11 protein-coding genes are annotated in these 12,567 nt (G+C 65.8%); 7 read left to right on the top strand and 4 right to left on the bottom strand.

The features are described from left to right. Positions 1 to 876, bottom strand: coding sequence for an acyl-CoA thioesterase (locus QMF22_RS10800; RefSeq protein WP_283453382.1), 876 nt, complete (start codon positions 874 to 876; stop codon positions 1 to 3). A gap of 65 nt (positions 877 to 941) precedes the next feature. Between QMF22_RS10800 and QMF22_RS10795 the strand changes: the two genes are divergently transcribed. Further along, positions 942 to 1,622, top strand: a complete 681-nt coding sequence (locus QMF22_RS10795; RefSeq protein WP_349357089.1) for a DUF8185 domain-containing protein — start codon at positions 942 to 944, stop codon at positions 1,620 to 1,622. Here the strand turns inward: QMF22_RS10795 and QMF22_RS10790 are convergent. After that, complete coding sequence (locus QMF22_RS10790; RefSeq protein ID WP_283453380.1) at positions 1,564 to 3,195, bottom strand: PucR family transcriptional regulator; 1,632 nt, start codon at positions 3,193 to 3,195, stop codon at positions 1,564 to 1,566. The two genes, QMF22_RS10795 and QMF22_RS10790, sit on opposite strands and share 59 nt — an antisense overlap. A 138-nt stretch (positions 3,196 to 3,333) precedes the next feature. Here QMF22_RS10790 and gabT point away from each other — a divergent pair, with 138 nt between their 5' ends. From gabT to QMF22_RS10760, 6 genes are all read left to right on the top strand, one after another. Further along, on the top strand, positions 3,334 to 4,713 hold the full coding sequence (gene gabT / locus QMF22_RS10785) for a 4-aminobutyrate--2-oxoglutarate transaminase (RefSeq protein WP_283453378.1): 1,380 nt from the start codon (positions 3,334 to 3,336) through the stop codon (positions 4,711 to 4,713). Next, positions 4,710 to 6,197 carry an NAD-dependent succinate-semialdehyde dehydrogenase gene (locus QMF22_RS10780; protein WP_283453376.1) on the top strand — a complete coding sequence of 496 codons (1,488 nt, stop codon included), beginning with the start codon at positions 4,710 to 4,712 and terminating at the stop codon, positions 6,195 to 6,197. Before gabT ends, QMF22_RS10780 begins: the two co-directional genes overlap by 4 nt. A gap of 23 nt (positions 6,198 to 6,220) precedes the next feature. Then, positions 6,221 to 7,588 carry a flavin monoamine oxidase family protein gene (locus QMF22_RS10775; protein ID WP_283453374.1) on the top strand — a complete coding sequence of 456 codons (1,368 nt, stop codon included), beginning with the start codon at positions 6,221 to 6,223 and terminating at the stop codon, positions 7,586 to 7,588. Beyond that, on the top strand, positions 7,585 to 8,454 hold the full coding sequence (locus tag QMF22_RS10770; RefSeq protein ID WP_283453372.1) for a universal stress protein: 870 nt from the start codon (positions 7,585 to 7,587) through the stop codon (positions 8,452 to 8,454). Before QMF22_RS10775 ends, QMF22_RS10770 begins: the two co-directional genes overlap by 4 nt. A gap of 6 nt (positions 8,455 to 8,460) precedes the next feature. Continuing rightward, positions 8,461 to 10,011 (top strand): APC family permease, encoded by a 1,551-nt coding sequence (locus QMF22_RS10765; protein ID WP_283453369.1) that lies wholly within the window; start codon positions 8,461 to 8,463, stop codon positions 10,009 to 10,011. A 185-nt stretch (positions 10,012 to 10,196) separates the two neighbouring features. Further along, a complete protein-coding gene (locus QMF22_RS10760; RefSeq protein ID WP_283453367.1) occupies positions 10,197 to 10,844 on the top strand; it encodes an FMN-dependent NADH-azoreductase in 648 nt (215 codons plus the stop codon). Positions 10,845 to 11,459: 615 nt separating this feature from the next. On the opposite strand, the gene QMF22_RS10755 is transcribed toward QMF22_RS10760, so the two are convergent. Continuing rightward, positions 11,460 to 11,828, bottom strand: a complete 369-nt coding sequence (locus QMF22_RS10755) for a VOC family protein (RefSeq protein WP_283453365.1) — start codon at positions 11,826 to 11,828, stop codon at positions 11,460 to 11,462. Between the two features lie 67 nt (positions 11,829 to 11,895). Beyond that, entirely contained in the window at positions 11,896 to 12,540 is a 645-nt protein-coding gene (locus tag QMF22_RS10750; protein WP_283453362.1) for a DUF488 family protein, read from the bottom strand. Positions 12,541 to 12,567 lie beyond the last annotated feature (27 nt).

Here is a 12,567-nt window from a genome sequence, read left to right as displayed (position 1 = left end):
CTACTCGAGAACGATGGGCACGCGCAGCATGCCCTCCTGCGCCACGGTGGCCAGGAGCACACCGTCGCGGTTGAAGATGCTGCCCGTGGCGAGGCCGCGACCACCCTGCGCGCTCGGTGAATCCTGCACGTAGAGCAGCCATTCGTCGACCCGACCGAACCGGTGCCACCACATGGCGTGATCCAGGCTCGCCACCTTAAGGCCTGGAGTCGCCCAGGCCACTCCGTGCCGGCGCATGATCGGTTCCATGATCGAGTAGTCGCTCGCGTAGGCCAGGGCTGCGCGGTGCAGATCGGGGTCATCGGGCAGCGGCAGGAAGGTCTTCATCCACACGGCCTGACGCGAGGTGTGCTCGCCATTGACCTTGAGAAAAATCGGCGAGGGAATATGCCGCATGTCGAAGGGCCGCTCGCTCGCCCAGTAGCGCGCCACCGAGTGGTCGATGTGGGCCAGCGATTCGGATGCCGTCGGCAGGCTTTCCGGATCGGGGATATCTTTCGGCATCTCCAGGTGATGCTCTAAGCCCTCATCGGCGTCCTGGAACGACGCGATCATCGACAGGATCGGCACGCCGTCCTGGTAGCACTGAGTGCGGCGGGTCGAGAACGAGCGGCCGTCGTGAATGCGTTCGACCGAAAAGGTGATCGGCTGGTTGACGTCGCCGGGGCGCAGAAAGTAGCCGTGCATCGAGTGCACGTGGCGTTCGTCTGGCACGGTGCGCATCGCAGCGACGAGGGACTGGGCCAGCACCTGCCCGCCGAACACGCGGCCGAGTGGCATCCACTGGGACGGCCCGGTGAAGATGTCCTCGCTGGTACGTGCACCGGTATCGGTCAGATCGAGGACGGCCAGAAGGCTTTCCATGGGCTTGTGCATGCTGTCTCCTCGGGCAAGTTCGCGTTCGCGGCATGCGGTCGTGGCGCATCTTGATAGTTTAGAAGATGATGAGCCAGTCATTCACTCTTACCGATTCCCAGTCCCTCAGCGATCTGATCGTGTTTCTCTCACGCTCCGGTCGCGTTCTCGACGGTTCCGTGCGCCTCATGGCGTCCGACGGCGTTCTGGCGGTGTACACCGCCATCTTCTATCCGCGCGGTCTGCTCGACGCGAGCCCGACCGTGCTCGGCCTGCGCACCTTTGCCCTGACCGAGCCGGTCGACCTCGACAAGGTCGTGCCGGTGCGGTCGCTGCTGGAGCGCCTCAAACGCCTCGAGTCAACCGCGCGCGACCTGAGCCTGCCGGTCATCGTGACCGTTCCGCTTGAGGTCAATACGGTGACCTGGGCCGGTATCTCCCCGCCGAAGGGCGGGTGGGAACCACACGGCCAGACTCCGGCGTCGCACCTCGAAGCAGCCGCTCGTGAGGGCATCGACGAGGTTGCCGCCGCCCTGCCGGGGGGCACCGGCGAGCTGATCGTGGAACGCGTGCGCTCCGAAGTGTGGGGCCGTCAGGTTGACGGGCTCGAATTCGTACCGACCGGGGCCGGTTTCGCGGCGTTCAGCCTGGGCTTTCTTTCCAATGACGAACCCGTGCAGCTGTTCGAGTCGGGGCTGTGGACTCGCCTCAGCACGAGTCGCGGCCACGTTCTGGTGCGGCGCAAGCCGTGGACTCTCCAGGCCTGACCGGCTCCACAACGGCAGCGTCGGTGGCGAGCAGGGCCGCCCAGACATCTGCTCGAGCCGGAAACGATGCCAGGTCGCGGGAGAGCAACTGCTCACCGTGCTGAATGCGGGTGCGCACCGTGTGGCGGTGTACCCCAAGCTGCGCGGCGGCCTCACCGAAGTGTCCGTTGCACACGAGCCAGACCCGCAGGGTAGCCAGCAACTCGGTGCCGTGCGCCCGATCGTGCGCCATCACCGGCGCGAGGGTGGCGAGGCCGACCTCGCGGGCGTCCGTTCTGGCCAATAGGGCTAGCACGCCCTGCCGGGCGACCAGGCTGAAATCGGTCACACCCGGTGCGCTCTCCCTGGCCCGGGCCAGCGCCTGCTGGGCCTGATCGAGGGCGCGGGGGAGCTGGCGGTAGGCGGTCGGCTCCGACAGACCGGCGTGCAGTTTGAACAGCGCGCACAGATTTAGAAGGATGCCGTGGGCCGCGCGGTCGAGACACAGCACCACGGTGTCGTCCCGGCCGGCGAAGAACAGCTGCCCGGGGGAGTCGTCGACGCGCAGTTCCAGGTACTCGGTGATCGCATCCCGGCGCACCGCCGGAACATCCACGACGGCGACGAGCACCGGAGGCTCCGGGAGCGCGCCCCACATCTGTTTGGAGATCTGATCGACCAGGGTGTGGTCCCCGGCGAGCAGGGTGTTCAGCAGGCCAGAGCGCAGCAGCCCCTGGGCACGATCCAGGGCATTGTTCTGTTCGAGGGCGAGGCCGGCCAGGGCAATCACGCTCGTCACCACCTCGGTGCTGGCCTGATCCAGGGCGAGCGCGCCGCCGAGGGCGAGCACACCGCGCAGGTGATCGTGACCGCCAAGGGTCTGCAGGGTGAGCGTCTCGCCGCCGGCATCAACCGTGCTGCTGGAACGCTGGCCGCGGGCCAGTAGGCGCCGGGCCTCGAGCTGCACCGTGGCGAGCGCCTCGGGGGCAGTGGCGAACGTGGCGCGGGGAAACACCCGATCCAGGGTTCCGCTCGCATCGAACAGGGCCACCCAGTGGCCGAGCTGGGCGGACAGCTCGGCGAGAGTCGCGCTCAGGCCGTCCGGACGCAGGGCGGCGAGCGCGATCGCGCGCTGGGCCTTGAGCGCCCAGGTGGCGCGGGCATACCGGTCTTCGGCCACGAGGTCTCCGGCCGCACGCGCGACGGCGATGAACGGGGTGCGATACGGCACCTCGAACAACGGCAGCCCGAGCGTTCGGCAGGCGGCGATCAGTCCGTCGGGCGTGCCGTCCCGAACGACGTCGGTGCCGAAACCGAGTGCCGTGATGCCGAGGTCTCGCAGACGCTGTACGTACGGGCGGTAATCGGCATCCGCTGCCGGATCACTGCCGAACTGGGTGCCGGTCGTAAGCAGCACCTGGTCGGCGGAGAGGAACGGGGTGGGGTCGATCAGGTCGGAGCTGTGCACCCATTCGACGGTGCGGTCGAGCAGTGCCGCCCGCGTGATCGGGTGGGCCGTGCCCGCATCAGCGTGCTCGATCATGGTGAGTCCGAGGTTCGAATCAGCGAGGAGCAGGCGCAGGGTGGGGAGCATGAGCTGACTATACAGTGTGGCGGAATATTGCGCCTCAACTATACAGCTAGGAGATAGTGCTATCGCTGGGTTGTGCCTAGCATTGCCGCATTGGCACCGTAGCCGCGGTACCGCCCGTCGCATGGATCGGAAACACTCATGACACTCGTAGACACTCCTCGCCTCACCAGCACGCCTCTCGGTGGCCCCACGCTGGCCCAGGAACGCAGGCTGGTCACGAGCATCCCCGGGCCGAAGTCGAAAAGCTTGAGTGAACGCAAGGCCCAGGCGGTCTCGGCTGGCGTCGGGATCTCACTGCCCGTGTACGTCGTGGCCGCCGGCGGAGGCGTTCTGGTCGACGTGGATGGCAACTCACTCATCGACCTCGGGTCGGGCATCGCCGTCACCGGTGTCGGCAACAGCGCGCCGCGCGTGGTCGAGGCCGTCGCCGCCCAGCTCGCCCAGTTCACCCACACCTGCTTCACCGTGGCGCCCTACGATTCCTACATCGAGGTGGCCGAGGCCCTCAACCGCCTCACCCCCGGTGACCACACTAAGCGCAGCGTGCTGTTCAACTCCGGCGCCGAAGCGGTCGAAAACGCCGTCAAGATCGCCCGCCACTTCACCGGCAAGCAGGCCATCGTGGCCTTCGACCACGCCTACCACGGCCGCACGAACCTCACTATGGGCCTGACCGCCAAGAACCAGCCCTACAAGAACGGTTTCGGTCCCTTCGCCCCCGAGGTGTACCGGGCGCCCATGTCCTACCCGCTGCGCGACGGCGGCCTCGATGGTGTCGTGGCCGCGAACCGTGCCATTTCGCAGATCGAGAAGCAGATCGGCGCGAGCAACCTCGCCGCGATCATCATCGAACCCATCCAGGGCGAGGGCGGCTTCATCGTTCCGGCACCCGGCTTTCTGGCCACGCTGCTGGCCTGGTGCCGCGCCAACGAGGTCGTCTTCATCGCCGACGAGATCCAGACCGGCTTCGCCCGAACCGGCGCTATGTTCGCCTGCGAGTACGAGGGCATTGTGCCCGACATGATCTGTACCGCAAAGGGCATCGCCGGCGGCCTGCCGCTGTCGGCCGTCACCGGGCGCGCCGACATCATGGACTCCCCGCAGGCCGGCGGCCTCGGCGGCACCTACGGCGGCAACCCGCTCGCCTGTGCCGCAGCCCTCGCCACCATCGACACCTACGAGACCGAGCACCTGGTCGAACGCGCCGCCGCCATCGGCACGATCATGGGCGACCGCCTCGGCGCGCTAGCCGACGCCGACCCGCGCATCGCCGAAGTGCGCGGACGCGGCGCCATGATGGCCATCGAACTGGTCGATCCCGTCACCGGGGAGCCGGATGCAGCCCTGACCGGCCGCCTCATCGCAGCTTCCCACGCGCAGGGCGTCATCCTGCTCGGCTGCGGAACGTACGGCAACGTCATCCGCTTTCTGCCGCCGCTCAGCATTCCCGACTCCCTGCTTCTCGAGGGCCTGCAGGTTTTGGCCGACGCACTCGCTGCCGATTCGGCCGCAGCATGAGCGCCGTTATCGAGGGCGCTGTGCGCTCCAGCGGTCAGGTCGCACTCCTGGCCCGCGTACCCGATCAGCTCTACATCAACGGGCAGTGGGTGAACGGCACCGGGGAGCCGATCGTGGTGACCGACCCCGCCACCGGTCGGGTGCTGAAAACCATCCAGAACGCATCCGTCGCCGATGGCGCCCGCGCCCTCGACGCGGCTGTCGAGGCCGCGGACTCCTGGGCAGTAACTCCGGCTCGAATACGCGCCGAGATTCTGCGCCGCGCCTTCGACCTGCTGCAGGAACGCCGGGACGACTTCGCCACGCTCATGACGCTCGAGATGGGCAAACCCATCGCCGAAGCCAACGGCGAAGTGACCTACGGCGGCGAGTTCCTGCGCTGGTTCAGCGAAGAGGCCGTGCGCATCAACGGCCGGTACGGTGCCAACCCGGAGGGAACCGGCACGATGGTCGTCAACCACCGGCCGGTGGGCCCGTGCTACCTGATCACGCCGTGGAACTTTCCACTCGCCATGGCCACCCGCAAGATTGCCCCGGCGCTCGCCGCTGGCTGCACCGTTGTGGTCAAGCCGGCTGAACTGACACCCCTGACCACCCTGCTGTTCGTGCAGCTGCTGACGGATGCCGGTGTGCCGGCCGGCGTCGTGAACGTCATCACGACCACCGAGTCGCAGGCCGTCTCGGCCCCGATCATCGCCGATCCCCGGCTGCGCAAGCTGAGCTTCACCGGGTCGACCGCGGTGGGTCGCGCCTTGATCGCTCAGGCGGCCCAGAACGTGCTGCGTACCTCGATGGAGCTCGGCGGCAACGCCCCCTTCGTCGTGTTCGCCGACGCCGACCTCGGCAAGGCCGTCAACGGCGCCATGCTCGCGAAGTTTCGCAACACCGGCCAGGCCTGCACGGCGGCCAACCGGTTCATCGTGCAGGCGTCGATCGCCGAGGAATTCGGCCGCCGACTCACCGAACGGGTGAATGCGCTCGTGCAGGGCCCCGGCATCGACCCCGCCGTGAATTTTGGACCGCTCGTGACGGAGACAGCCGTCGACAACGTTGACGCCCTCGTGCAGGATGCCCTCACGCGCGGCGCCACGCTGCTCACCGGCGGCACCCGCCCCGATGGACCCGGCTCGTTTTACGCTCCCACCGTGTTGACCGGTGTGAGCTCTGACAGCCGCCTGGTGCGGGAAGAGATCTTCGGCCCCGTCGTCGCGATTACAACCTTCGAAACAGACGAAGAGGCCATTCAAATGGCAAATGACACCGAATATGGTCTGATCGGATATGTTTTCACCACCGATATCGCACGTTCACACCGTATGATCGACAGTATCGACACCGGAATGATGGGCCTGAACACCGGCTTGGTTTCCAACGCCGCGGCACCGTTCGGCGGAGTCAAGCAGTCCGGTCTCGGTCGGGAGGGTGGCCTGGAAGGCATCAACGAATACCTCTCGACCAAATACACCCTCATTCCCGCGTCCTAATCCCACCCAACACAGGAGCAACCATGACCACGATTGATCGTGACGTCGTTATTATCGGCGCCGGGGCATCCGGTCTCACCGCCGCCACCGCACTGCAGAAAGCCGGCCTGACCGTCGCCGTGCTGGAAGCCCGCGACCGCGTCGGCGGGCGCCTGTGGACCGACCAGATCGAGGGCGCCATGCTCGAGATCGGCGGCCAGTGGGTCTCGCCCGACCAGCATGCCCTCAAAGAGACCCTGGCCGAGCTGGGCCTGGCGACCTATCCGCGTTACCGAGCCGGTCGCAACATCTACATCAATGCCGCCGGCGTGGTGAACCGGTTCGACGGCGACATCTTTCCGGTCCCGGCCGGCACCGAAGCCCAGATCGTCGGTCTGATTGAGAAACTGGACGCCCTCGTGGCCGAGATCAACCCGGACAGCCCGTGGGAGCATCCGCTCGCCAAGGAACTCGACGAGGTGTCCTTCAGCCGCTGGCTCGAGACCCAGACCGACGACCAGGAAGCCCGCGACAATATCGGCATGTTCATTGCCGGAGCCATGCTCACCAAGCCCGCGCACGCCTTCTCGGCACTGCAGGCTCTGCTCATGGCGGCCAGCGCTGGTTCGTTCAGCAACCTCGTCGACGCCGATTTCATTCTCGACGAACGAGTCGTCGGCGGACTGCAGCAGGTGCCGCTGCTTCTCGCCGCGAACCTGGGCAGCGACGTATTCCTCGGGCAGCCGGTGCGCAGCCTGGCCTGGAACGAGGCCGGTGTCACCGTCGTGGCCGACGGCATGACGGTTACCGCCCGCCACGCCATCGTGGCGGTCCCGCCGCCCCTGATCAGCCGCATCAGTTTCGAACCGCCCTTGCCGCGCCGCCAGCAGCAGTTGCACCAGCACCTCTCCATGGGCTTCGTGATCAAGGTGCACGCCGTCTACGAGACTCCGTTTTGGCGCGCCGATGACCTCTCGGGGACAGCGTTCAGCCCCTACGAGCTCGTGCACGAGGCCTACGACAACACCAACTTCGAGGACCCGCGGGGCACCCTGGTGGGCTTTGTTTCCGACGAGGAAGCGGATGCCGTCTTCGCGCTGACCGCCGACGAGCGCAGGACGCGCATCCTGGAATCTCTGTCGCACTACTACGGTGCGCAGGCGCTGCACCCGGTCGTCTATTACGAGAGCGACTGGGGTTCCGAGGAATGGACCCGTGGCGCCTACGCCGCGAGTTTCGACATGGGCGGACTGGCCCGGTATGGCGCCGAACTGCGCAGCCCCGTTGGCCCGATCTCCTTCTCCTGCAGCGATATGGCCGGCAAGGGCTATCAGCACGTTGACGGTGCCATTCGGGTCGGCCAGGAATCCGCTGCGGCGATCATCGCCCAGCGAATCCGGGTCACCGCGTGAGGTTTCTGGTCGGTTATACCGCTACCCCCGCGGGAGCGGATGCCCTCGCCCTCGGCGTGCGCCTCGCCCGCGCGCCGGGCGCCGAACTGGACATCGTGCTCGTGCTCAACGCGGGGGAGCGTGCGACGCTCACCCCCACCGATCCCGGCTACCATCGACTGCTGCTCGAAACGGCCGAGGTCTGGCTGGCCGAGGCACTGACCCTGGTTCCTGCCGGCATCTCCGTGCACACCCACCTTGAACACGCCGACTCCTTCACGCGGGGGCTGCTCAAAGCGGCCGAGCGCCTGCAGGCCAACCTGATCGTGGTCGGCGCGGCCACCCACGGCCTGCTGGGGCGCTTCGCCATCGGCAGTGTCGCGGGCGGTCTGCTGCACTCCTCCCACGTTCCCGTTGCGCTGGCTCCGGAAGGCAGCCGCGCGATGGGCACCGACGAACCGATCGGCCGAGTCACCTGCGCGGTCGGCACCAAGCCGGGGGCCGACGGACTGCTGACGGCCGGCATCCGCTTGGCCCGCACAGTGGATGCCCCGCTACGGCTGGTCTCCCTCGTCGCGATCGACCGCCCCGGTGCCGACGCCCAGACCATTCAGCTGGCCGCCGACCACGCCCAGGCCGTGCTCGACTACGCCACCGAACACCTGATGGACGGGCTCGAGGTCACCGCCAGCGTCGCTTCCGGCGGCAGCATCGAGCATGCCGTGCGCGGCCTGCACTGGGACCCGGCCGAGGTCTGCATCGTCGGCTCCAGCCGGCTGGCGCAACCACATCGACTTTTTCTAGGTTCGATCGCGGCCAAAATGCTGCGCGAATTGCCGGTGCCGCTCATCGTGGTGCCGCGAGATTTCACCGAGACGGGGAAGTAATAGAGCATGACACTTGAAATCAACGCCAGTGAAGCCGTTGAAAAAACGACGGGGGGAATCTCCAAGAAGGGGCTGAGCGCCGGCTCGGTCGGTCTGGTCGGGGCCGTCGTCATCGGGATCTCCTGTATCGCCCCGGCCTACACGCTCACCGGAGCCCTCGGCCCGACGGTGGCCGAGGTCGGTTTGCAGTTGCCCGCGATCTTCGTGGCCGGGTTCATCCCCATGCTGCTGGTCGCCCTCGGCTACCGCGAACTGAACAAGGCGATGCCGGACAGCGGGACGAGCTTCACCTGGGCTACCCGTGCCTTCGGCCCATGGATCGGCTGGATGTCCGGCTGGGGGCTCATCGCCGCCACCGTCGTGGTGCTCAGCAACCTCGCCGGTATCGCGGTCGACTTCTTCTACCTAATGCTCTCGCAGATCTTCGGCAACAGCGCCGAGATCGCGGGTCTCGCCGGCAATCCGTGGATCAACGTGGGCACCTGTCTGGTCTTCATCTTCGCCGCCACCTGGATCAGCTATCGGGACATGCAGACCACCCAGAAGGTGCAGTACTGGCTGGTCGGATTTCAGCTGATCGTGCTGGTCGGCTTCGGCATCATGGCCTTCGTACACATTGCCAGCGGAACGGCCTTCGACCCCACACCGGTCTCGCTGTCCTGGTTCAACCCCTTCGCCGTGACCTCCTTCTCCGCCTTCGCGGCCGGACTGAGCCTGTCGATCTTCATCTTCTGGGGCTGGGATGTCACCCTGACCATGTCGGAAGAGACCAAGGGCTCGCGCTCGACCCCGGGCCGGGCCGCAACCCTCACCGTGATCATCGTCATGGTGCTTTACCTGTTCGTCGCCATTGCGGCCATTTCCTTCGCCGGTGTCGGCGGGGTGGGCGTTGGCCTCGGCAACCCGGAGATTCAGGGCAACGTGTTCTTCGCCCTAGCCGGCCCGGCGCTCGGCCCGTTCGCGATTCTCATGTCGATCGCTGTACTCTCCAGCTCGGCGGCCTCGTTGCAGTCCACGTTCGTCTCGCCGGCCCGCACCCTGCTCGCGATGGGTCACTACGGCGCGTTGCCGCCGGCCTACGCCAAGGTCAGCCCACGATTCTTCACCCCCGGGTACGCCACCATCGCGTCAGCGATCGTCGCTGCCGGGTTCTACACGATCATGCGTTTCGTCAGTGAAGACGTGCTCTGGGACACCATCACGACGCTCGGTATGATGATCTGCTTCTACTACGGCCTGACCGCGTTCGCCTGCGTCTGGTACTTTCGCCGCCAGTGGTTCGCCACCGTTCGGAACGCCTTCTTCACCCTGGTGTTTCCCCTGATCGGCGGCATTATTCTGGCGGTGCTGTTCTGCACGACCCTGGTCGACAGCATGGACCCGAACTACGGCAGCGGATCCGAGATCTTCGGGCTCGGTCTCGTCTTCGTGCTCGGCATGGCCATCCTGCTCATCGGCGCTGTCATTATGTTCGTGCAGTCCAAGGTGCGGCCGGCTTTCTTCCGCGGCGAGACGCTCAGCCTGGCGGCGCCGCGGTTCGGCGAGCACGAGGAGTAGGCGAGCTGCGGCATCTGCTTGCTGAGAGCGGATGCCGCGCCGCTCGCGTCACTCGCTGGCCTTGGCGGCACTCGTTAGCGCTGGTGGCATTCATTGGTAGGGGGTCCACGAACCGTAACGAGTGCCGCGAGCCGGTCCTGCGGACGCTCATGGGGCGGCGGGCTCGCGTCCTTTAGGCTGTGGGAATGCCCACACTGTTGCACCTCGACTCGTCCGCAGACCTCGTGACCTCGCGTTCGCGCGCGATCACCGCAACCTTCGCGGACTCTTGGCGCAGTCTCGGCAGCGACCACACCGTCGTTCACCGCGACCTGCACCGCGAACCGCTGCCGCACCTGACGGATGCCGCGCTGCACTTTCCGCCACACCTCCGTCCCGAGGGTGCGAACCCCAGCGCCGAGCAGGAAGCTTTGCAGCAGGCGCTCATCGCTGAACTTCTTGCCGCCGACGTGCTGCTGATCGGTGTTCCGCTCTACAACTATTCGATGCCGTCGACGTTGAAGGCCTGGATCGACTACATTCACCTGCCGGCGGTGACGGCACCGTTCAACGATCCCGCCAGTCAGCAGCCGCTGGCCGGTCGTCCGGCCGTGCTCGTGTCGACCCGCGGTGGCGTCTACGACGCCGGAACGTGCACGGAGTTCGACGACCACGCGCTTCCCGCGCTGTCCCTGATTCTGGCGAACGCCCTAGGGATGACGCTGGAAACGATCGTGGCCACGCGCACGCTGAGCGAACGTTTTGGCGCCGCCGCCGACGAGGTGGCCAAGCAGCACGAGGAGTTGGCGGGTGCCCACGAGTCCGCGGCCGAGGCCGCCCGTCGCCTGGGCTGACGCGCATTCATGACAACAAATAGCTCGTTTCTTCGCAATCGTACGCTTCGCACCAAAACGCTGCAGCTGTGGGAGCTACAGTCCCCGTCTCGGGGAACTCCGTTGTGGACATGCCGAAAGACTAGGTCTCGCACAGCGCGCCCGGTCACAGTTGCCACCGATCGTAATCGAAACGTGCGGGAGCGCTAGTCGCCCTTGAGGTCGCCGAACTCTGATCCTCGTGTCGACGATGTGCAGGGGTGACCGAACCTCAGGCGGGTCCAAACAGGGGAGACTACGAGGTAGACGAATATCGGAGATATCTGGTGGGGCAGAAATCATTCTTAAGAATTCATCAAACACGCTCATTGGGCTGAGCCTGGCTGGCCTATTGACTCTCGGGCTTGCAGGCTTCGCAGCCGCGTCGGTCGGCAATTCTGCAGCGGAACCAACGGTAGAATCAGTCCTCGCGGAGAATTCAAGTCTCAATGATGGTGTTGAAAACATCCTTATTATGTCTGTCACATATAGGCTTGGCTTTAAGTCATCGGCCGAAATAAGTGGAGTCAGTTTCACTTATCAGACGGCCCCGATAATCGTCAATAACAACTGAGCCTATTCTCTGCGGAGTCGCGCCTAACGGGAGATTTGTTGCAGCGCCCAGGAGTTTTTGTCGGGGTCGCTGAAGAAGGCGTAGCGCACGCCGCCGCCCATGTCGTTGACGTCGGACACGGCAACACCCTTCTCGATCAGAGTTGCCCGAGCCGCCTCGACATCGTCGACCACCAGGTGGAGGTTCTGCACCGGTGCGGCGTTCGGGTCGCTGAATCCCACTCCGATGGCGATAGAGCAGGCCGACCCCGGCGGCGTCAGCTGCACGACCCGCATCCCGTTGCCGGGTTCCACGTCGTGATCGAGGCGAAAGCCCAACTGATCGACGTAAAAGGCTTTGCTGCGGTCGACGTCCGTCGAGGGTATTGGAACAAGTTCCAGTCGCATGTCCATGGTGCACTCCTTCGTGCCGCAGGCAGCGTGCCTACAGGAGAGTCAAGCATGCCACGCCCGACGCCGGTCAGGCATCCGTTTTGAGCGCGCCTGAGGTCAGCGCGTCGAGGTCGGCGAGCGGCACGAGCCCTTCGGCTTTCGCCGCGAGGGCCGAGTCGACGGTGATCAGTGCATCTGCTTGGAGCACCGTGACCGCGATGTATTCTGCCTCGTACGTAGTCTCCCAGCCATGGTCGCGGGCGACGCGCCACGTCGTACGGCGCGAGATCCGATCGCCGAGTAGCCGCATCTTCAGCGCGGTGAGGCGCCCGTGCTGCTCGAGGGCCTGCTCCTCAGTGATATCCCCGGCGCGAACGGCAGCAAACAGTATGGCCAGAGCCTGCGAGCGGATGATGCTGGGTGCGACGATCTGATGGCTCGCGCCGACGCGCAGGTCGGTGGCGACGATGTGCAGCAGGGTCGGTGCGTCGATCACGAAGCGAGTCATGCTGCACACCCTAGACCGGTCGATCTCGGTGAGCCGCTGGTAGTCGATACCGGCGGCCGGCATGCTGGTCAGGAGCTCGCTTTCCCCGAATTGCGGATTGTGACGCGACCCCGGCACGGTGCGCACGTCGATGAGCCGTTCGATGCCATTTGCCTTAAGCATTCTGACGAACTCATCAAGCGGATGAGTCGAATGCCCGATCGTGTACACGCAGGTTCCGGCCATGGTTCCATTAAACCGCGTGCCCAATTC

Source organism: Cryobacterium sp. PH31-L1 (assembly GCF_030063145.1).
Lineage (GTDB): Bacteria > Actinomycetota > Actinomycetes > Actinomycetales > Microbacteriaceae > Cryobacterium.
The sequence above is the reverse complement of the archived record's forward strand: the minus strand, read 5'-3'. Positions and strand labels throughout refer to the sequence as shown.